Genomic DNA, 20053 nt, shown 5'->3' on the forward strand with positions numbered 1-20053 from the left:
GACACTGTCAGCCCCGGACGGAGAAAAGGAGCACGGCCATGCGCTGGGAACGCGGCAGACGCAGTGACAACGTAGTCGACGCCCGCGGCAGTGGCCGCGGCATGCGCCTCGGCGGCGGCAAGGGCCTGAGCCTGGGTGGCATCGCCGTGATCGTGGTGATCGGCCTGCTGATGGGCCAGGACCCGCTGACCATTCTCGGCAACGTGGTCAACCAGGGCCTGCAGCAGGGCGCGCCGGTGCAGGAGCAGCGGGCACCGGCCGCCAACGACCCGCAAAGCGAATTCGTCCGCGCCGTGCTCGGCGACACCGAGGACACCTGGCGCGCCATCTTCCAGGCCTCCGGCAAGCAGTACCAGGACCCCAAGCTGATCCTCTTCAGCGGCGGCGTGCGCTCGGCCTGCGGCTTCGCCGATGCCGCCGTCGGCCCCTTCTACTGCCCGGGCGACCAGCAGGTGTACCTCGACCTGTCGTTCTTCCGCGAGATGGAGACGCGCTTCGCCGCCGCCGGCGATTTCGCCCAGGCCTACGTGATCGCCCACGAGGTCGGCCACCACGTACAGAGCCTGCTCGGCGTCTCGGCCAGGGTCCACGCGGCGCGCCAGCGCGGCGAGCGGGTGGAGGGCGACAACGGCCTCTTGGTGCGCCAGGAGCTGCAGGCCGACTGCCTGGCCGGGGTCTGGGCGCACCACGCCCAGCAGCGCCTGGACTGGCTGGAGCCGGGCGACCTGGAGGAGGCGCTGAACGCCGCCAACGCCATCGGCGACGACCGCCTGCAGCAACAGTCGCGCGGCACCGTGGTGCCGGACTCCTTCACCCATGGCACCTCGGCGCAGCGCGAGCGCTGGTTCAGAACCGGCTTCGAGCACGGTGAGCCGGGGCGCTGCGACACCTTCAAGGCGGCCCGGCTCTAGGCCTCCCGGCGCCAGGCCTTGGGGGAAACGCCGAACCAGCCCTTGAACGCCTTGTAGAAAGCGCTCGGCTCGGCGAAGCCCAGCTCGCGGCTGAGCTGCTCGACCCGGCACCCCGGCTGCGCCAGGCGCTGCAGGGCGTAGTTGCGGCGCACTTCGGCCAGCAACCCGGAAAAACTGCACTGCTCCGCGCGCAGGTGGCGGTGCAGGGTCTGCCGACTGATCCCCAGGCGCCGCGCCACCCCCGCCACCGACAGCTCGCCGCTCGGCAAGCCATGCTCGATCTGCTGCAGCACCCGGGCGCGCAGGCTGTGCTGCGCCGGCAGCTGCGCCTGCATGGCGCTCACCCGCTGCTGCATCAGGCCCTTGAGGTAGTCATTGGCGCTCGGCACCGGCAGCTGCAGGTCACTTGCCAGCAACTCCAGGTAGTCCGCGTCCTCGCCGAAACGCACCGCCACGCCGAACACCTGGCGATAGATCGCCGGTGCCGCCAGCGGCGCATGGCGAAAGCCCACCGCCTGCGGTACCAGGCGCACCGCCGTGAGCTGGCGCGCCCAGCACAGCGCCGAGCTGAGGCTGTGCTCGCAGGCCACGGCGTGCCCGAGCAGCGGGGCATGGAACAGGACGTGCACGCGAATGCGCGTGCCGAGCGCCTCGACCCGCAGGCTCTCGCCCTCGCTCATCACCGGGATGTAGCGGCGGAACAGCTCCACCGCCTCGCCCAGGGTGGCGCTCTGCGCCGCCAGGTGGGCAACCGGCCCGCGGGTATGCAGGCCGCGCCGCTGGCCGACCAGCAGGCCGATCTCCGGCGGCGCCCCGCGACTGGCCGCGCGCTCCCAGAGATGCACGGCCCAGCGCACCGGCACGCGCATCTCCAGGTTCCTCAGCTGTTCCAGCTCGATGCCCAGCACCTGCAGATCCGCCGGGCCGACCAGGCCGAAACCCTGCAGCGACAGGTACAGGTCCAGCAGTTGCGAGGCGGTCGCGCTGGGGCTGTTCGGCAGCGACATGGGGGCTCCTTGCGCCAATCGAAGGAGTCCGATTGTGCGCCGCGCATGAGACGAATTGCCAGTTTCGTGCGACCCCTGGCTATCAACAGCGCGGCGGCGACTGACTAGATTGGCCGGCAAACAACAACACCGAGTGCCTCGCACCGCCTGGAGTCCGCGCCATGAGCCATGCCGACCTGATCACCCTGCCCCGCCTGCTGTCCCGCCTGCCCCGCCTGCTCGTCGACCTGCCCGGCATCGTCAAGGGCCTGCACATCGGCAACCGCAGCCGCGGCGCCTACCCCGCCAGCCTGGCCCGCTGCGTCGAGACGGCCGCGCGCGAGAACCCCGACGGCGTGGCGCTGATCCAGGACGACGAGCAGCTCAGCTACGCCGAGCTCGAGCGCTGGAGCAACCAGCTGGCCCACTACCTGCGCGCCCATGGCCTGCGCCAGGGCGACCGCGCCGCGCTGATGTTCGAGAACCGCTTCGAGCTGCTCGCCGCGGTCATCGCCTGCGCCAAGCTCGGCGCGGTCAGCGCGCTGATCAACAGCAGCCAGCGCGGCCGCGTGCTGGCGCACAGCATCGGCCTGGCGGCGCCGCGCATGGCGCTGGTCGGCGAGGAGCTGCTGGAGGCCTTCAACGAAGTCGCCGAGGACACGGCACTGCCCGCCGATGCCCGCCTCTACTTCGCCGACCGCCCGACCTGGCGCGACCCGGGCAAGGCACCGAACGGCTGGCTGCACCCGGCCGCCACGCTGCACGACTACCCCAGCGAGGCGCCGCTGCTGGAGCGCGCCGTGCGCGCCGACGACCCGTGCTTCTTCATCTACACCTCGGGCACTACCGGCCTGCCCAAGGCCGTGGTGTTCAACCACGGGCGCTTCATCAAGGGCTATGGCGCCTTCGGCTTCGCCGCCGTGCGCCTGGGCCGCGCGGACCGCATGTACGTCAGCCTGCCGTTCTACCACGGTACCGCCATGGTGGTGTGCTGGGGCTCGGTGCTGGCAGGCCAGGCGGCGCTGATCATGGTGCGCAAGTTCAGCGCCAGCCGCTTCTGGGACGAGGTGCAACGGCACCGGGCGACCGCCTTCGGCTACGTCGGCGAACTCTGCCGCTACCTGCTCGACCAGCCGCCGCGCCCCGAGGATGGCGACAACCCAATCCGCGTGATGGTCGGCAACGGCTTGCGCCCCAGTCTCTGGCAGGCATTCAAGCAGCGCTTCGCGGTCGAGCGGGTGGTCGAGCTGTATGCCTCCAGCGAGGGCAATATCGGCTTCACCAACCTGCTCAACCTGGACAACACCGTGGGCTTCTCGCCCTACCCCTACGCCATCGTCCGCTACGACCAGGAGCGCGAGGCGCCGCTACGCGAGAACGGCCGCCTGCAGCGCGTGGCCAAGGGCGAAACCGGCCTGCTACTGGGCAAGATCACCGACAAGACGCCCTTCCACGGCTATACCGACGCGCGTGACACCGAGCGCTGCATCCTGCGCGACGTGTTCGAGCCGGGCGACGCTTGGTTCAATACCGGCGACCTGATGCGCGACATGGGCTTCCGCCACGCGCAGTTCGTCGACCGTCTCGGCGATACCTTCCGCTGGAAGGGCGAGAACGTCTCCACCACCCAGGTCGAGGCCGTGCTCGACGGCATCGAGCACATCAGCGAGACGGTGGTCTACGGCGTGGAAATCCCCGGCACCAACGGCCGCGCCGGCATGGCCTGCGTGCGCCTGGACTGCGCGGCAGCGGACTTCGACTTCCACGCCCTGCTCGGGCAGCTGCGCCAGGCACTGCCGGCCTACGCCATCCCGCTGTTCCTGCGCCTGAGCGCGCAGCTGGAGACCACCGGCACCTTCAAGCACAAGAAGGCACCGCTCAAGGAACAGGGGTTCGACCCGCAGCGCTGCGCCGACCCGCTGTACGCCTGGCTGCCCGGCACGGCGAGCTATGTGCCGCTGACCGACGAGCTGCACGCCGCGATCCTAGCCGGCAGCTACCGCTACTAGCGACCGAAGATTAAAGGGGGGCTTGGACCACACAGAATCTAGTCAGTCTCTGGTTTTACATACGACCAGAGCCTGGCTCAAAGCTTGGAGTCGCCTTAATGGAAATTAGCAACTTTTTAGTAGAGTCCCAGATGCTTATCCTGCGCTCTGCAGCTGATTGTTTCGAAGCATTTATTAATCCAAAAATCACAACCAAATTTTGGTTCACGAAAAGCAGCGACCGCCTTGCAATTGGCAGAAAAGTACGCTGGGACTGGGAAATGTTCGGAGCTAGCGACACCCTCACAGTCAAAGAATTGAAGGAAAACCATCGCATACTAATCGAATGGGATTCCGATCTAACTAAAGTAGAATTAAATTTTGAACCTATTGGCGAAGACGCCACTTTAATCAAAATAGCTAACTGGGGCTTCCCAGGGAGTCTTGAAAAAATATTATCCCAAGCAGTTGATGCAAAAGGGGGCTACACAATAGTCCTTGCTGGACTCAAGTCATGGCTTGAACATGGCATTGAGCTCAACCTTGTTCGAGATCAATTTCCAAAGGGATATCCGACTTGAAACATACGTATAAAAAGCGCAAAAAAGCGACACAAGAGACAGCATCTACCGCGAAACTTAGCGATACACAAAGGCGCTAAAATTGACAATCAACAGAGTGACAATGACCCGACCAAGATCAACTCCTCATACATAGCCATATATCTGGACTTCAATATCGCAAGCATTAAATCAACAAGACTCTGGCACTCCCATCAAAGCATTGATCCGTCAGTCCCGGACTCTAGGGCTCTGTACGCCCGTCGATTCCAAGAGTGATCAGCAGCTTCGCGACTAACTCCTCCGGCGAAGCTGACGCATCAAAAGGCTCACCCACGCTTTCGCTACCTGCCGTGAACAGTAGTTCTCGCTCAGCCAAAACAGTCCTGCTTTCAAACTCCGCCTCATCGAGGGCGCGGGCGCTCTGGCGGCGGCGGATGCGGCGCAGGTTGTCCTCGAGCGGCAGGGTGAGGAGAAAACAGCGAATGTCCGTCGCAGCGTAGAAAGACAGGAGCCTGCGGCGCAGATCGGCCAGCTCCTCGGCCGTGCGCCACAGGTGGCTGATGACGAAGTGGCGGTAGCCCGCGGCGCGATGGTGGCCGATGAGCAGGGCGAGGATGCCATGCAGGTAGTCCACTTCATCGGCCGGCGCCGGGGTCATGGCGATCAGCTGGTCGCCATCGAGCATCACCGCCCCGTCGAGGCTCTCGGCCAGCGCCTCGGCCAGGGTCGACTTGCCAATCCCCAGCGGTCCGTTGAGAAGGATGACCATGTGCTTGTCGTCACCAGGTTGCTCGTTTGCCGCAGGGTACTGCGCCAGGCCCGCCGAGCGCTGCCGCAAATGTAACGGGATGCATGGACGCCTAGAGCGCCAGCCCCTCGGCACAGCCGATGCGCGCCAGCAACTGCGCACAATCCGGCGCGTGCAGGTCCGCCAGCTCCGGCCAGGGATTGTCCGCCAGGTTGACCAGCACGCCGCGGGCGCCGGCGGCACGGGCGCAGTCGAGGTCGAAGCGGTAGTCGCCGACCATCACCAGCGCCTGCGGCGCCACCTGCCAGCGCGCCGCCAGGTGCAGCAGGCCGCCTGGGTGCGGCTTGGGCGGCGCCTCGTCGCGGCCGACCACGTCCAGGCTGTCGAAATAGTCGTCCAGGCCGATGGCGGCCAGGGTCAGCAGCGCCAGCTCATGGGCGTTGCGGGTGAGGATGCCGAGGCGACAGCCGCGCCCGTGCAGGTGGCGCACCAGCTCCACTGCACCGGGCGCGGCCACCGAGCCCAGCGCCAGCTCGCGCTCGTGCTGCAGCAGCCAGGCGTGCTTGGCCGCCGCCTCGGCGGCGGGCAGCGCGGCCAGGTGATGGAGGATGTCGCTGTCCTGGGGGATGTCCAGCGCGCGCTTGATCGCCGGGAAGTCGTGCACGGCCACCGTCAGGGTGCCGTCCATGTCGAACACCCAGTGGCGGCAGGCGCGCAGCGCCGCGACCGTCAACGCCAGTCCTCGCGCAGGCGGGTGAGGCCTTCCTGCGCCGAGGAGGCCACCAGGCGGCCACTGCGGTCGAAGATGCTGGCACGGGAGAAGCCCCGGGCGTTGCCGGCCCAGGGGCTGTCCATGGCGTACAGCAGCCAGTCGTCCATGCGCAGGTCGCCGTGGAACCACAGGGCGTGGTCGAGGCTGGCCACCTGCATGAATTTCTGGAACACCGACACGCCATGCGGCTGCATCGAGGTGGTCAGCAGGTTGAAGTCGCTGGCATAGGCCAGCAGCAGCTTGTGCAGCTGCGGCTCGGCAGGCAGCTCGCCGGCGGCGCGGAACCACACGTACTTCACCGGTTCGCAGGGCTGCGGGGCGAAGGGGTTGATGCGCGTCACCGGGCGGATCTCGATCGGCTTGTCGCTGGTCATGCGCTCGCGCATGCGCTCGGGAATCAGATGCGCCACCTGGCGCGCCAGCTCGGTTTCCGAGGGCAGACCCTCGGGGCCGGGCACCTCGGGCATCGCCAGCTGGTGGTGGAAGCCCTCCTCGTCGGCCTGGAACGAGGCGCTACAGGTGAAGATCGGCTGGCCCTTCTGGATCGCGGTGACGCGCCGGGTGCTGAAGCTGCCGCCGTCGCGCACCCGGTCGACGCTGTACACCACCGGCAGGCCGGCATCGCCGGGGCGCAGGAAGTAGCCGTGCAGCGAGTGCACATGGCGCGCCGGCTCCACCGTCTGGTTGGCGGCGGAGACGCACTGGCCGAGCACCTGGCCGCCGAACAGCTGGCGGAAGCCCAGGTCCTGGCTGCGCCCACGGAACAGGTTTTCCTCGATCTGCTCCATGCTCAGCAGGGACACCAGATCATCCAGCACTTGGCTCATACATCGCTCCTCGGCGGCACACGCAATTCGTCATAGGCCGGCGCGCTGGTGAGGCGCTCATCCCACACCGCGCGACCGATGGTGAAATGGTAAAGGCTTTGCCAGCGGCTGTCGGCCAGTTCCAGCAATTCGTGCACCTGATCGTCGAAGAAACAGCCGATGCCGGTGCCGGACAGCCCCGCTGCCTCGGCCTCCAGGTACAGCAGCTGGCCGATCTGCCCGCACTCCCAGTACAGCCGCGGGTAGTGCCAGGCGCCAGCGGCCAGCGCCGCATCGAAGCGCGCCAGCATGGCCAGGGCCACGCAGCCGTCGCTGGCGATGTCCTGGCCGCAGGAGAGGAAGCCGGCCAGGCCGCGGGCATCGCCCTGCAGCAGGCGGTACAGCGGCAGCTCCTGATGCACGCGTTGCCAGCTGAAATCGCCGCGCAGCCCCTGCGGCTGGGGCTGGCCGTCACAACGCGCCAGCCAGTACAGCCCCGGCTGTAGCCCCTGCACGCGGTGGACGAACAGCAGCAGATCGACCCGCGCCGGCTCGCCGCTCAGCGCGAAGGGCACCGGCGAATTTTCCGGCAACAGGCGCCGCAGCCAGGCGAACAGCAGCTCGGCCTGGATACCGGAGCGACCATCGAAGGCCTGGGCGCTGCGCCGCCGGTGCAGGATCGGGCGCAGCGGCAGGCCGGGATTGTCGCTGCCGCTGTGCCCGCTCGGCGTCTGCCAGCTCAGGGCCGGCAAGGCCGGTGCCCGACACAGCCCATGCACCCGCGCCAGCTCCGGCCACTCGCGGTACTGGCGCGACAGGCGATTGGGCGCGCCATGCAGCTCCAGCGCCGCCAGCCCGCGCAGCAGCGCTTCGGGCAGGGCGAACTCTTCCTCTTGTGCAGGGCCTATCCCGGCCGGACCGATCCCGGCCGGACCGATCCACAGCAGGCAGTCGCCATGTTCGGCCTCGTGGAAGCCCTCGCGCTCCAGCCCCAGCAGGCCATCCAGGCGTGCCTCGGCCACCCCGCGCAGCAGGCGCACCTGCCAACCCTGGATCGCCGCGGCGATACCCACACAGGCCAGGGCATGGCCGAGGTCGTGCTGGCAGTAGCGATAGGCACGCTCGCCGTACTTCCAGGCCTCGCGCCAGGGAATGCTGGCCAGGCCGAGCAGGAAGCCGCCATTCGGCAAGGCCGCCGCCAACTGTTCGGCCAGCGCTGTCGGCAGCTCGGCGCGCACCTCCAGTTCGTGCGCATCCGCTGCGTAGTGCACCAGCAGCCCCGCCTCCTCGAGGCTGCCCGGCGGCAACAGCAGATAGGCCTCGGTCGGGTGCAGGTTGCCGGACGAGGGATTGACCCGCAGCGCCCAGCGGTTGCCGCCGGCTTCCTTCCAGGCCGACAGGGCCAGGCTGTCGTACAGCAGTTGCGAAAGGCTGGCGCGATCGAGCGGCTGCGGCGCGCCGATGGGGCCGGCGAAGGGCGCGTCGTAGCCTGGCGTCTCCTCCAGCGGGCGCTGCCACAGCTCGATCAGGCGCGCCCCGGTATAGCGGCGGAAGGGGGCCGGCTGGGTCGCCCAGTCCAGGTGACCGGGTCCCGGCGCATAGGCGTTCGGCGCATGCTTGCTCAGCGCGTGATAGGCGCGCACCTGCCGTTCAGCGTCCATGCCAGTCCTCCCGGCTGATGCGATAGAGCAGGTGCGGTCGCAGCGGATGCCCCTCGGGCAGAAGCGGATGTTCGAAGTCGCCGGCCGCATCGCGGCGCATGCCCAGACGCTGCATCACGCCCCAGGAACGCTGGTTGGCCGGCACGGTGAAGGACACCACTTCATCCAGCTGTAAGTCCTCGAAGGCGAACTGCAGCGCACGCCGCGCCGCCTCCAGGGCATAACCCTGGCCCCAGTAGGGTCGAGCCAGGCGCCAACCGATCTCCACCGCCGGCACGAAGGGCGCTTCGAAGCGGACCCTCGCCAGACCGGTAAAGCCGACGAAGGCAGCGTCCTCGCACCGCTGCAGCGCCCAGAAGGTGAAGCCATGCTCGGCCTGGTGCGCCATCAGCCGGGCGAGCAGCTCGGCGCTGCCGACGCGATCCAGGGTCGCGGGGAAATGCGCCATCACCTCGGGGTCGGCGCACAGCTGCGCCAGGGCGTCGAGATCGTCCTCGCGCCAGGGGCGCAGGATCAGGCGTTCGCTGCTCAGGGTTGTGCTCATATACTGGCGCTCGAATTCGTGAGTTGTTCATTATGCTGCCGCTGGTCTACCACGACGACTACAGCCCGCCCTTCCCGGCCAACCACCGCTTCCCCATGGAGAAGTTCCGCCTGCTGCGCGACCACCTGGTGGACAGCGGCCTGGTGAGCGACGCCGAGCTGCATCGCCCCGAGATCTGCCCGCCGGACGTGCTCGCCCTGGCCCACTGCCCGGTCTATATCGAGCGCTTCGCCAGCGGCGAGCTGACCTACCAGGAGCAGCGCCGCCTCGGCCTGCCCTGGAGCGAGCCGCTGGCCCGGCGCACCGTGCGCGCGGTCGGCGGCTCGCTGTTGGCCGCCGAGCTGGCACTCGACCACGGCATCGCCTGCCATCTGGCCGGCGGCACCCACCACGCGCATTTCGACGAGGCCTCCGGCTTCTGCATCTTCAACGACCTGGCCGTGGTCGCCCGCTACCTGCTGGAGAGCGGGCGCGCCGGCCGGGTGCTGATCTACGACTGCGACGTGCACCAGGGCGACGGCACCGCGCGCCTGCTGGAGAACGTACCGGACGCCATCACCGTATCCCTGCACTGCGAGAAAAACTTCCCGGCGCGCAAGGCCAGAAGCGACTGGGACATCGGCCTGCCGATCGGCATGGGCGACGCCGACTACCTCAAGGTGGTGCACGACAGCCTGGGCTACCTGCTGGCCCTGTACCAGCCCGATATCGTCCTCTACGACGGCGGCGTCGACGTGCACAAGGACGACGCCCTTGGCTATCTGCAACTGACCGACGCCGGCATCGCCGCCCGCGACGAAGCGGTGTTCCGTCATTGCCTGGAGCGCGACATCCCGGTGGTCGGCCTGATCGGCGGCGGCTACGACAAGGACCGCGCCGTCCTCGCCCGCCGCCACGGCATCCTCCATCACAGCGCGGCGCGGGTGTTGGCAAGCCTGACCTAAACTTCCTGCTCCGAACCTGCGGGAGCGCTTATGGAAACCACCCGCCAAGGACCACCGAAGGCCTGGTATCTGGGCGCGGACCTCACCGACCGCTATGCCAAGGGGCGGCGCCCCATCGATGTCTGCGGACTCACCCCAGACGCGGCCGGCCAACTTCACGCCGAATTCTGGCAATGGAATTGGGATGCTCCAGAACTCCCAGTGCAGGTCGACTCGTTATTGCCAGAGTTGCGCGGCGCCAGGCTCACCCTGATCGATGGCCCACAGGCCCTGGCGCTGCCGGGCCAGACCATGCGCGACTGTGAACGCAAACTCGCCGCCGCCGGTAAGACTCCCGACGCTCCGCCCGGCAGCGGTCCCTATGCCGGGTTCGTCCGTTCCTCGCTGGAGCTCTTTGCCGCCCTGGCCCATGCCGGATTGCGCCCGAATACGCCGATTGCCGAGACCTATCCGGGAGCGGTGTGGAAACGACTCGGCACCGGACTGGCCAAGAAATCGTCGCATGATGGACGGCGGCAACGCCGTGAGTTGCTGGAGCGCATGGGTGTGCGCGGACTCACGGAGCTGCCCAGCCACGACCGCCTGGATGCCTGCCTCTGCGCCCTGCTGGCGGCCGCCCATCACCGCCCCCGGCCCGGGCTTGCAACCGTCTGGTCAGGCTTACCCCTGCAGCAGGACTCGGGCGGCAGCCTGCGCGAAGGGCAGATCCTGACCGTCTGCACCACGGGAGAATCGAGCATGACGCACGCCGAAAACGACAACGCCCAAATGCTGCTGGATGAACTCATCGCCTCGTATCGAGCCGGATCGCCACGACTCCACACCTACAAGGGCGCCTACCAGTTGCTCTTCGGCCACTCTCCGCAGCCCTGGTCGCAGGGCCACGCGATGAGGGTGCTTGCCCTCGCCAAGGCCACGACCCCGAGGACACTGGAGGGGCTCGGTCAGGTCCAGTTGGATTGCTTCATAGTGGCGGCCAAAAGCAAGCGTCCAGGGCAAGGGCACTGGGGCCTGCAGATCTATGACGAAAAACAGTGGCTCCAAGCCTTTCACGACGCCGAGCTACTGAGCTGATCGACCCGCGGGTGGCTCGGGTAGAATGCCGGCCCACTCCCCCTAGCCGCGAATCGCCATGCCCATCGACAGCACGTCCTCCGCTCCCCTGGTCGCCATTATCGGCGGCGGTCCCGCCGGGCTGATGGCCGCCGAGGTGCTGGCCGCCGGTGGCGTGCGGGTCGAGCTGTTCGACGCCATGCCTTCGGTCGGGCGCAAGTTCCTGCTGGCCGGGGTCGGCGGCATGAACATCACCCATTCGGAGGCCAAGGCGCCCTTCCTGTCGCGCTACCGCGAGCGCGAGCCGGAGATCGCCGCGCTGCTGGCGGACTTCGATGCCGAAGCCCTGCGCGCCTGGATTCACGGCCTGGGCATCGACACCTTTGTCGGCACCTCCGGCCGGGTGTTTCCCACCGACATGAAGGCCGCGCCACTGCTGCGCGCCTGGCTCAAGCGCCTGCGCGAGGCCGGCGTGGCCATCCATACCCGCAGCCGCTGGCTGGGCTGGGACGAGGCCGGCGCGCTGCGCATCGCCACGCCCGAGGGCGAGCGCCAGCTGCAGGCCGATGCCTGTGTGCTGGCCCTGGGCGGCGGCAGCTGGGCACGGCTCGGCTCGGACGGCGCCTGGGCGCCGCTGCTGCAGCAGCGCGGAGTCGAGGTGTCGCCGTTGCGCCCGGCCAACTGCGGCTTCGAGGTGGCCGGCTGGAGCGAGCACCTGCGCGGCAAGTTCGCCGGGGCGCCGCTGAAGAACGTCACCCTGGCGCTGGACGGCGAGGCGCCGCGACGTGGCGAGTTCGTCCTCACCGAGCACGGCATCGAGGGCAGCCTGGTCTATGCGCTGTCCGCCACCATCCGCCAGCGCATCGAGCAGAGCGGCAGCGCGCGGGTCTATCTGGATCTGCAGCCGGATCGCACGATCGAGAAAGTGGAGGCGTTGCTCAACAAGCCGCGCGGCTCGGCCTCCATGGCCAAGCATCTACACCGCCAGCTCGGCCTGGACGGCGCGAGGGCCGCGCTGCTGCGCGAGCTGACCAGCAGCGAGGATTTCGCCGACATGAGCCGTCTGGCCCGGGCGATCAAGGCGTTGCCGATCGAACTGCTGCACCCCCGCCCGCTGGACGAGGCGATCTCCAGCGCCGGCGGCGTGACCTTCGCGGCGCTGGACCACAACCTGATGCTGCGCGCCCTGCCCGGCACCTTCTGCGCCGGCGAAATGCTCGACTGGGAGGCGCCCACCGGCGGCTACCTGCTCACCGTCTGCTTTGCCAGCGGCCGCGTAGCCGGGCTGGGCGCACTGCAGTGGTTGCGCCAGCGCGGTGCTCTGTAACCCGCCGACTAGAGGCTCGACACCAGCCACGAGCCCTTTAGGACAGTCAGTGCATCACTCCCGCGGCAATAAAGGCAGCAATTCACCAGCCGGCAGCATGAGGGTGTTGGAGAAGTAAGCACGATAGCCATAGGCAGTCATCACTACCTTGCACGGCACGGTCGCACGCCCGGCCAGAGCCTCATTGAAGCGCCGCTGATCGATGAAGCGCTCCGAGCGCCCCTCATCCGTGGTTTCCGAGAAATGCAGGCTGGAGCGGTAGAGGAAACGCCCCTGCTCCTGACCGACTAGCTCCACCGTGCCAGAGCCAAACAGCGGAATCACATGATCCATGGCAAACACCGGCTCGCGCTTCAGGGAGCAGCTTAGCGACTGGCCAATCTTGCCGCTGCCATCCAGGCGCGAATAGACCTCGTCAAGATCAAGATCGGAAGCGAAGAACAGGTTGAAGCTGATGCGCCCGGCGTCGGGCTCTGCGCGCAGGTAGGCGAGGTTGGCGATCGGCTGATGATGGTCCTTCATGCAGGCCGAGCAGCTCAGCGCGATCAGCAGCGCAGCCGCGATCCTTGTCAGGCTCATGGCCCCAGATACTCCTGAATAGAGCGTTTCACATAGTCGTACGGCGAATACCCCTCGGGCATCATGACGCTGAACATGCGCCCTGCGTCGTAGTGATGGATATCGGCGACTAAGGCGCCTTCCCGGCGCACTGGCCGCATTATGCCCCCGCCCAACAAGAGGTTCCGCGTAATGGGTCATCAGTTTTGCGACATGCGTGTTGGCGACGTGCGCGTTTGCGAAATGCAGCCTGTCAGCCCACCGCCGGCAGCGGCGCCTCCAACGGCGTCACCGTCACCCGCACGTCCGGATCGTGGCTGCCGCCGCCGAGTATTACCCCGCGCAGCGGCGAGACATCGGCGAAGTCGCGGCCCCAGCCGAGGGTGATGTGTTCCAGGTTGGGCAGCAGGTTGTTGGTCGGGTCGAAGTCGACCCAGCCGTGGCGCGGGCAGTACAGCGAGATCCAGGCGTGCGAGGCATCGGCGCCGATCAGGCGAGGCTGGCCGGGTGGTGGCTGGGTCAGCAGGTAGCCGCTGACATAGCGCGCGGCCAGGCCCTGCGAGCGCAGGCAGGCGAGCATCAGGTGGGCGAAGTCCTGGCACACGCCGCGGCGCTGTTCCAGCACCTGCACCAGCGGCGTCGCCACCTGGGTGGCGGCGGCATCGAAGGTGAATTCGCGGAAGATCTTCTGCATCAGCAACTGCGCCGCACGCAGCAGGGGACGGCCAGGCGCGAAGCAGTCGGCGGCGTAGTCGGCGAACAGCCGCTTGAGGTGCACGTAGGGCGACTGGAAGCGGTAGCGCGCGGCCTCCAGCAGCTCCGGGGCCAGCGGCTGGCCGGAGTAGCCGAGCGCCGCTACCACGCTTTCCCAGGCCGGCGAGTCGTCCAGCACCAGGCTGTAGCGGGCCAGGACCTCGACGCGCAGGCTGGCGATCACGCGCAACTGCTCGTGCGGGCGTTCGAAGACCAGGCGGGTCAGCGGATTGCCAAACGTATCGAGGCCGTCCTGGCGCGCGGTCGGCTGCGGGGTGACGGTCAGGTGCCGCTCCTGGCACAGCTGCCGGGCGCAGTCGCGCGGCCACAGGTGGGCCAGCTGCTGGGCCAGGGACACCGGCGCCGAGTAGCGGTAGTGGGTATCGTGCAGGACTTGGTACAGGGCGCGTTTCATGAGGAAAGTGTCCCGCGGCTGGCATCGACATGCACGAAAAAGCGCAGCGCCAGTTGGTCGGAAACCCGCCCGGAGACCTCGGCGATCTGCAGCAGCAGGTCGGCCAGGCCTCCGAGCACCGCGCGCTGCCCGGAACTGCCGAACAGCGGGCTCTCCAGGCTGCCCAGGCGGAAGGCGGCGAGCTTGCTCGCCAGCTCGCCCAGGGTGGGGCCGGCGCGGAAGTCGAAGCCTTCCTCAAGACGCTCCAGCGAACGCAGCAACTGGCGCAGCTGGAACAGCACCGCATGCGGGTTCTGCTCGTCGAGCAGCAGCAGGTCGAGCACCGGGATCAGCTGCGGCGCGGCCAGGTAGCGGGTGCGGTAGGTGATGATGCTGTTGCCCAGCTCCAGCAGCCACTCCAGCGCCGACTGGTCCTGCGCGGCGTGGCTGCGCAGCAGCCCGGCGACGCTCTCGCAGAGGAACTGCAGGCGCTCGATGCAGCGGCCGAGCATGAGGAAGCGCCAGCCGTCGTCGCGGGTCATGTCATCCAGGGCGAAGCCGGACAGCGCCGCCAGCGACATCAGCAGGCGATCGAGAAAATCCAGCAGCTCACCGAAGTCGGCGGGCTGGCCCTCCAGCGCCTGGGCCTCGCGCTGCAGCTCCACCAGCGCCTGCCAGTTGGCCTGGGACAGCTTGCCGCGCACGCTGCCGGCAGCCCACTGCAGGCGCTGCAGGTTGGCGCGCAGGCTGGTCGGCCAGTCGGCACCGAACAACGCCTGCTGCAGGCGGGCCTGCAGCGAGCCGCTGGCCGCCCCGGGCAGCAGGCCGAGGCCTTCGGCCAGGGCCAGCGCAGCCTGCAGGGCCTGTGGATCATCGTCATCGTCGACATAGCGCTGCAGCAGGATGCGCAGCAGGCGCGCACTGTCCTCGCAGCGCTCGCCATAGCGGCCGAACCAGAACAGGTTCTCCACCACCCGCGACGGAAGGTAGGGGTCGCTGCGCACCAGATCGGCCACGCCGAGCGGACGCAGCCATTGCCAGGGCTCGCCGCCGGGGTGGCGCTCGCCGAGTACCCAGGTGTCCTTGCTCGCCCCGCCGCGCTGCATCGATACCACCTCGGCGTCGGCATCGGCGGCCACGCGGGTCAGGCCACCGGGCAGCACCCGGTAACCTTCGGCACTGGCCACGGCGAACACGCGCATGCCGATGGCGCGCGACGCCAGGCCGCCCTCCTCGGCCAGCCACACCGGCGCCTGCGAGAGCTGGGCGCGGGCCTGCGCCACATAGGCATAGGGACGGCTACGAATGCGCTCGGCCAGCGCGCGGCGCTGCGCCTCGTCGAGGTCGCGGGCGAACACCGGGGCGAAGCTCTGCGAGGGGAAGCTGGGGCGCACCAGCAGCTCGTCGAGCTTGTCCAGCGCCTCGTCCAGCACCGGCGCCTCGCCGCACCACCAACTGGCGATGGAGGGCAGCAGCAGCTCCTCGCCGAGCAGTTTCTCGGCAATCGCCGGCAGGAATCCGGGCAGGCCCGGCGATTCCAGCACGCCGCTGCCGAGCGCATTAGCGACCAGCACGTTGCCCTGGCGCACCGCCTCCAGCAGGCCGGGCACGCCGAGGGCGGAGTCGGTGCGCAGCTCCAGCGGGTCGCAGTAGTCGTCGTCCAGCCGGCGCAGCACGGCATGCACCCGGCGCAGGCCGGCCAGGGTCTTGAGGTAGAGTTTGGCGTCGCGCACGGTCAGGTCGCTGCCCTCGACCAGCGGGTAGCCGAGCTGGCGCGCCAGGTACAGGTGCTCGAAATAGCTCTCGTTGAAACGCCCGGGGGTGAGCAGCACCACCAGCGGCGTCTCACCGCCATCTACCGGCGCCTGCCGGGCCAGGGTGTCCTGTAGGGTGCGGAAGAAACCGGCCAGGTACTGCACGCGCAGGTCGCGGTACAGCTCGGGGAAGGCGCGCGAGAGGATCTGCCGGTTCTCCAGTGCATAGCCGGCACCCGACGGCGCCTGGGTGCGGTCGGCGGTGACCCACCAGCGGCCGTCCGGCGCACGGGCCAGGTCCACCGCATAGAGGTGCAGGAAGGTGCCGCCCGGCGGCTGCACGCCCTGGCAGGGCCAGAGGAAGTTGTCGTGGCCGAACACCAGCTCGCTCGGCAGCAGGCCCTCGGCGAGCAGCTGCTGCGGGCCGTACAGATCGGCCAGCACGGAATTCAGCAGGCCGGCACGCTGGGCCACGCCAGCAGCGATCTGCTGCCACTCGTCGGCGGGGATCAGGTTGGGCAGCAGGTCCAGTTCCCAGGGGCGGTCGGCGCCCTCCGGGTCGGCGTAGACGTTGTAGGTCACGCCGTTTTCCTGGATCTGCCGCGCCAGCGTGGCCTGGCGCTGCTGCAGCTGCGCCGGGGTGCTGCGCTGCAGCTGGTCGAGCAGGCGCCGCCAATGCGGACGCACCTGGCCCTGGGCATCGAGCAGTTCGTGGTAGGCCGCGTGGGGGCGCGGGTAATCGGCAAGCAGGTCAGGCATGGCAGGCTCTATCAGGCGCAGGACTCCCCTCGCCCATTTATGGGAGAGGGGCCGGGGGAGAGGGTGGTCGACAGCCCTCTCCCCAACCCTCCCCCGCAAGCGGGAAAGGGAGCTAAACGCGGCGCAAATCCAAAGTCATGGGCAGTTCATTATTGTTGATCGGCTCGCTCAGCGTCTGCTCGCCCGGGCTGTGCCCGTGGCGGAAGAACCGCGCCAGGCGCCGGCTCTCGGCCGCGTAGGCATTCACCGGCAGCGCCTCGAAATTGCGCCCGCCGGGATGCGCCACATGGTACTGGCAACCGCCAAGCGAGCGCTGCATCCAGGTATCCACCAGGTCGAACACCAGCGGCGCGTGCACGCCGATGGTCGGCTGCAGGCAGCTGGCAGGCTGCCAGGCGCGGTAGCGCACACCGCCGACGAACTCGCCGACCTTGCCAGTGGGGCGCAGCGGTACCGGCACACCATTGCAGGTCAGCAGGTAGCGGTCCGGGGCCAGGCCGGCGAGGCGCACCTGCACCCGCTCCAGCGAGGAATCCACATAGCGCACGGTCCCGCCGACGGCGCCCTCCTCGCCCAGCACATGCCAGGGCTCCAGGGCCTGGCGCAGCTCCAGATCGATGCCCTTCACCGCATAGTCGCCCAGCTTGGGGAAACGGAACTCCAGGTGCGGGGCGAACCACTCGGCGCGTAGTGGGTAGCCGGCGGCATTCAACTCCTGGATGACGTCGGCGAAGTCCTGCTCGACGAAATGTGGCAGCAGGAAGCGGTCGTGCAGCTCGGTGCCCCAGCGCGCCAGGCGCGGCGGACGGTAAGGCTCGTGCCAGAAGCGCGCGACCAGGGCGCGCAGCAGAAGTTGCTGGGCCAGGCTCATGCGTGCATGCGGCGGCATCTCGAAGGCGCGCAGTTCGAGCAGGCCGAGGCGGCCGCTGGCGCTGTCCGGCGAGTACAGCTTGTCGATGCAGAACTCGGCGCGGTGGGTATTACCGGTCACGTCCACCAGCAGGTGGCGCAGCAGGCGGTCGACCAGCCAGGGCGGGCACTCGCGGCCCGGCTCGGGCATCTGCGCAAAAGCGATCTCCAACTCGTAGAGCGCGTCGTTGCGCGCCTCGTCGACGCGCGGCGCCTGCGAAGTCGGGCCGATAAACAGACCGCTGAACAGGTAGGACAGCGACGGGTGGTTGTGCCAGTAGCTGATCAGGCTGCGCAGCAGGTCGGGCCGGCGCAGGAACGGCGATTCCGCCGGGGTGGCGCCGCCGAGGACGAAGTGGTTGCCACCGCCGGTGCCGGTATGGCGGCCGTCGAGCATGAACTTCTCGCTGGAGAGGCGACACTGGCGCGCCGCCTCGTAGAGAAACTCGGTACGTTCGACCAGCTCGTCCCAGCTCGCCGCCGGGTGGATATTCACCTCGATCACGCCCGGGTCCGGGGTGACGCGGAAATGGGTCAGGCGCGGGTCGGCCGGCGGCTCGTAGCCCTCCAGCAGCACCGGGCAGCGCAGTTCGCGGGCAGTGGCCTCGATGGCGGCGACCAGTTCCAGGTAGTCGTCCAGGCGCTGCAGCGGCGGCATGAACAGGTACAGGCGACCGTCGCGTGGCTCGGCACACAGCGCGGTACGCACCACGCCGCCGGCCGACTCGAACGGCCCCGGCGCCGCCGGTCCCTCGCCCTCGGCCGGCTTGCCATGGCCATTGCCCGGGTGCAGCGGGGTGCGCAGCTGCTGCTGGATGCTCTGCCGGCTCGGTAGCGGCGGGAAAGGCTGGTGCGGGTCTTGCGGCGTGACGTAGGGGTAGTCCAGCTCACCGACCCAGGGTTGCGAGTCCAGCGGCAGGCGGTAGCCCAGCGGCGAATCGCCAGGGATCAGCCGGCAGTGCTCGTCGCGCAGGAACCAGGGGCCGGTCAGCCAGGCATCATCACTGGCGCTGCGCATCAGCGGCAGGACATGCCCGACCACCTCGCCGAGGCCGCGGCAGAACACCTTGCGCAGGCGCTCGCGCTCCAGCGGGTCACTCAGGCGCGCATCCTCCGGGGTGACGTTGGCCGGCAGGCGGCGCTCGCGCCACAGGTAGTAGAGCCAGTCCTCGTAGGCCGGGAACACATGCTCGGCGGACAGCCCCAGGCGCCCGGCCAGGCTGGCCAGGAAGCGCGCGGCCAGGCGTGAGTCGGCGCCGTAGTAGCGGGTTTCGTCGGCATACAGCGCCGGGTCCTGCCAGATCGGCTCGCCGTCCTTGCGCCAGAAGCAGTTGAGCGACCAGCGCGGCAGCTGCTCGCCCGGGTACCACTTGCCCTGGCCGAAATGCACCAGGGCGTGCGGCGCATAGTGCGCGCGCAGGCGGTGGAACAGCTCGGCGGCCAGGCGGCGCTTGTTCGGCCACATGGCGGCGGTGTTCCACTCGGCATCGTCCGGGTAGTCGAGCGCGACGAAGGTCGGCTCGCCGCCCATGGTCAGACGCACATCGCCATAGGCCAGCTCGGCATCGACCTGGCGGCCGACGCTGAGGATGTCGTGCCACTGCTCGTCGCTGTAGGGCTTGGTGACCCGCGGCGCCTCCCAGATGCGCTGTACGCGCATGTCGTGCGCGAACTCGCACTCGCATTCGTCGAGCACCCCGGAGATAGGCGCCGCCGAGGACGGTTCAGGGCTGCAGGCCAGCGGTACATGGCCTTCGCCGGCGAACAGGCCGGAGGTCGGGTCGAGGCCGATCCAGCCGGCGCCGGGCAGGTACACCTCGCACCAGGCGTGCAGGTCGGTGAAGTCCTGCTCGGTGCCGCTGGGGCCGTCGAGGGCTTTGACGTCGGCCGTGAGCTGGATCAGGTAGCCGGAGACGAAACGCGCCGCCAGCCCCAGGTGGCGCAGCAGCTGCACCAGCAGCCAGGCCGAATCGCGGCACGAGCCGGAAGCCAGCTGCAGGGTTTCTTCCGGCGCCTGCACGCCCGGCTCCATGCGGATCAGGTAGCGGATGTCCTGCGCCACGCGCTGGTTGAGCGCCACCAGGAAGTCGACGCTGGGCGTGGGCTTGCGCTCGACGCCGGCCAGGTACTTGGCGAACAGCGGCCCGCCGGCCTCGGTGACCAGATAGGGCGCCAGCTCGCGCCGCTCGGCCTCGACATAAGCGAAGGGAATCTTCTCGGCATGCGGTTCAAGGAAGAAGTCGAAGGGGTTGAACACCGCCATCTCGGCGACCAGGTCGACGGTGACCTTGAGCTCTTCGGTCTTCTCCGGGAACACCAGGCGCGCCAGGTAGTTGCCCTGCGGGTCCTGCTGCCAGTTGACGAAGTGCTCGCCAGGCCAGACCTGCAGGGCATAGGAGAGGATGCGCGTGCGGCTGTGCGGCGCCGGGCGCAGGCGTACCACCTGCGGGCCGAGGTTGATCGGGCGGTCGTAGCGGTAATGCGTGACGTGCTGCAGTGCGACATGGATCGACACGGCGTGCCTCCTGCGAGCCAGGGCGATACCAGGGCTGCGCAAGAGTTATGCCAGTGGTTTTGCAGGCTTTAGGCGGCGCGCGCCGGGATATAGGCACCAGAATGGGGC

16 protein-coding genes are annotated in these 20053 nt (G+C 68.5%); 6 read left to right on the forward strand and 10 right to left on the reverse strand.

The genetic code is table 11. The features are described 5' to 3' along the window. Nucleotides 1-38: 38 nt before the first annotated feature. Complete coding sequence (locus AAG092_RS07915) at nucleotides 39-911, forward strand: neutral zinc metallopeptidase (protein ID WP_373389243.1); 873 nt, start codon at nucleotides 39-41, stop codon at nucleotides 909-911. On the opposite strand, the gene AAG092_RS07920 is transcribed toward AAG092_RS07915, so the two are convergent. Next, complete coding sequence (locus AAG092_RS07920) at nucleotides 908-1918, reverse strand: AraC family transcriptional regulator ligand-binding domain-containing protein (RefSeq protein WP_373389244.1); 1011 nt, start codon at nucleotides 1916-1918, stop codon at nucleotides 908-910. The two genes, AAG092_RS07915 and AAG092_RS07920, sit on opposite strands and share 4 nt — an antisense overlap. Before the next feature lie 161 nt (nucleotides 1919-2079). On the opposite strand from AAG092_RS07920, the gene AAG092_RS07925 reads away from it, so the two are divergent. After that, on the forward strand, nucleotides 2080-3906 hold the full coding sequence (locus tag AAG092_RS07925) for a long-chain-acyl-CoA synthetase (RefSeq protein WP_373389245.1): 1827 nt from the start codon (nucleotides 2080-2082) through the stop codon (nucleotides 3904-3906). Nucleotides 3907-4004: 98 nt separating this feature from the next. Beyond that, nucleotides 4005-4466 carry an SRPBCC family protein gene (locus tag AAG092_RS07930; RefSeq protein ID WP_373389246.1) on the forward strand — a complete coding sequence of 154 codons (462 nt, stop codon included), beginning with the start codon at nucleotides 4005-4007 and terminating at the stop codon, nucleotides 4464-4466. A gap of 223 nt (nucleotides 4467-4689) precedes the next feature. On the opposite strand, the gene AAG092_RS07935 is transcribed toward AAG092_RS07930, so the two are convergent. The 5 genes from AAG092_RS07935 to AAG092_RS07955 form a co-directional block, all read right to left on the reverse strand. Beyond that, nucleotides 4690-5217, reverse strand: coding sequence for a Gar/GrdA family gentamicin resistance ATP-binding protein (locus tag AAG092_RS07935; RefSeq protein WP_373389247.1), 528 nt, complete (start codon nucleotides 5215-5217; stop codon nucleotides 4690-4692). 91 nt (nucleotides 5218-5308) lie between these two features. Continuing rightward, nucleotides 5309-5929: an HAD family hydrolase gene (locus AAG092_RS07940; protein WP_373389249.1), complete on the reverse strand. Its 621-nt coding sequence runs from the start codon at nucleotides 5927-5929 to the stop codon at nucleotides 5309-5311. Then, a complete protein-coding gene (tesB, locus tag AAG092_RS07945; RefSeq protein ID WP_373389250.1) occupies nucleotides 5926-6795 on the reverse strand; it encodes an acyl-CoA thioesterase II in 870 nt (289 codons plus the stop codon). The genes AAG092_RS07940 and tesB overlap by 4 nt, the downstream gene beginning before the upstream one ends. Then, nucleotides 6792-8435: a SagB/ThcOx family dehydrogenase gene (locus tag AAG092_RS07950; protein WP_373389251.1), complete on the reverse strand. Its 1644-nt coding sequence runs from the start codon at nucleotides 8433-8435 to the stop codon at nucleotides 6792-6794. The genes tesB and AAG092_RS07950 overlap by 4 nt, the downstream gene beginning before the upstream one ends. After that, the gene (locus AAG092_RS07955) at nucleotides 8425-8979 is read right to left on the reverse strand and encodes a GNAT family N-acetyltransferase (RefSeq protein WP_373389252.1); all 555 of its coding nucleotides are present in this window, start codon (nucleotides 8977-8979) and stop codon (nucleotides 8425-8427) included. Before AAG092_RS07955 ends, AAG092_RS07950 begins: the two co-directional genes overlap by 11 nt. A 29-nt stretch (nucleotides 8980-9008) precedes the next feature. Between AAG092_RS07955 and AAG092_RS07960 the strand changes: the two genes are divergently transcribed. Genes AAG092_RS07960 through AAG092_RS07970 form a run of 3 tightly spaced genes read left to right on the forward strand, consistent with a single transcriptional unit; the run spans nucleotide 9009 to nucleotide 12303 of the window. Then, a complete protein-coding gene (locus AAG092_RS07960; protein ID WP_373389571.1) occupies nucleotides 9009-9923 on the forward strand; it encodes a histone deacetylase in 915 nt (304 codons plus the stop codon). Between the two features lie 30 nt (nucleotides 9924-9953). Continuing rightward, nucleotides 9954-10997 carry a DUF429 domain-containing protein gene (locus AAG092_RS07965; protein WP_373389253.1) on the forward strand — a complete coding sequence of 348 codons (1044 nt, stop codon included), beginning with the start codon at nucleotides 9954-9956 and terminating at the stop codon, nucleotides 10995-10997. Between the two features lie 58 nt (nucleotides 10998-11055). Continuing rightward, the gene (locus AAG092_RS07970; RefSeq protein WP_373389254.1) at nucleotides 11056-12303 is read left to right on the forward strand and encodes a TIGR03862 family flavoprotein; all 1248 of its coding nucleotides are present in this window, start codon (nucleotides 11056-11058) and stop codon (nucleotides 12301-12303) included. A gap of 54 nt (nucleotides 12304-12357) precedes the next feature. On the opposite strand, the gene AAG092_RS07975 is transcribed toward AAG092_RS07970, so the two are convergent. From AAG092_RS07975 to AAG092_RS07990, 4 genes are all read right to left on the reverse strand, one after another. Beyond that, the gene (locus AAG092_RS07975; protein ID WP_373389255.1) at nucleotides 12358-12882 is read right to left on the reverse strand and encodes a hypothetical protein; all 525 of its coding nucleotides are present in this window, start codon (nucleotides 12880-12882) and stop codon (nucleotides 12358-12360) included. Nucleotides 12883-13114: 232 nt separating this feature from the next. Next, nucleotides 13115-14029 (reverse strand): transglutaminase N-terminal domain-containing protein, encoded by a 915-nt coding sequence (locus tag AAG092_RS07980; protein WP_373389256.1) that lies wholly within the window; start codon nucleotides 14027-14029, stop codon nucleotides 13115-13117. Beyond that, a complete protein-coding gene (locus AAG092_RS07985; protein ID WP_373389258.1) occupies nucleotides 14026-16521 on the reverse strand; it encodes a circularly permuted type 2 ATP-grasp protein in 2496 nt (831 codons plus the stop codon). Before AAG092_RS07985 ends, AAG092_RS07980 begins: the two co-directional genes overlap by 4 nt. A gap of 112 nt (nucleotides 16522-16633) precedes the next feature. Continuing rightward, complete coding sequence (locus AAG092_RS07990; protein ID WP_373389259.1) at nucleotides 16634-19945, reverse strand: DUF2126 domain-containing protein; 3312 nt, start codon at nucleotides 19943-19945, stop codon at nucleotides 16634-16636. Nucleotides 19946-20053 lie beyond the last annotated feature (108 nt).

The organism is Pseudomonas alcaligenes (assembly GCF_041729615.1).
Taxonomy (GTDB): domain Bacteria; phylum Pseudomonadota; class Gammaproteobacteria; order Pseudomonadales; family Pseudomonadaceae; genus Aquipseudomonas; species Aquipseudomonas alcaligenes_B.

Bases quoted from the DNA above. Each gene is read 5' to 3' on its own strand.
- AAG092_RS07915 (WP_373389243.1), top strand. From the start codon at position 39: ATGCGCTGGGAACGCGGCAGACGCAGTGACAACGTAGTCGACGCCCGC.
- AAG092_RS07920 (WP_373389244.1), bottom strand. From the start codon at position 1,918: ATGTCGCTGCCGAACAGCCCCAGCGCGACCGCCTCGCAACTGCTGGAC.
- AAG092_RS07925 (WP_373389245.1), top strand. From the start codon at position 2,080: ATGAGCCATGCCGACCTGATCACCCTGCCCCGCCTGCTGTCCCGCCTG.
- AAG092_RS07930 (WP_373389246.1), top strand. From the start codon at position 4,005: ATGGAAATTAGCAACTTTTTAGTAGAGTCCCAGATGCTTATCCTGCGC.
- AAG092_RS07935 (WP_373389247.1), bottom strand. From the start codon at position 5,217: ATGGTCATCCTTCTCAACGGACCGCTGGGGATTGGCAAGTCGACCCTG.
- tesB (WP_373389250.1), bottom strand. From the start codon at position 6,795: ATGAGCCAAGTGCTGGATGATCTGGTGTCCCTGCTGAGCATGGAGCAG.
- AAG092_RS07950 (WP_373389251.1), bottom strand. From the start codon at position 8,435: ATGGACGCTGAACGGCAGGTGCGCGCCTATCACGCGCTGAGCAAGCAT.
- AAG092_RS07955 (WP_373389252.1), bottom strand. From the start codon at position 8,979: ATGAGCACAACCCTGAGCAGCGAACGCCTGATCCTGCGCCCCTGGCGC.
- AAG092_RS07965 (WP_373389253.1), top strand. From the start codon at position 9,954: ATGGAAACCACCCGCCAAGGACCACCGAAGGCCTGGTATCTGGGCGCG.
- AAG092_RS07970 (WP_373389254.1), top strand. From the start codon at position 11,056: ATGCCCATCGACAGCACGTCCTCCGCTCCCCTGGTCGCCATTATCGGC.
- AAG092_RS07975 (WP_373389255.1), bottom strand. From the start codon at position 12,882: ATGAGCCTGACAAGGATCGCGGCTGCGCTGCTGATCGCGCTGAGCTGC.
- AAG092_RS07980 (WP_373389256.1), bottom strand. From the start codon at position 14,029: ATGAAACGCGCCCTGTACCAAGTCCTGCACGATACCCACTACCGCTAC.
- AAG092_RS07985 (WP_373389258.1), bottom strand. From the start codon at position 16,521: ATGCCTGACCTGCTTGCCGATTACCCGCGCCCCCACGCGGCCTACCAC.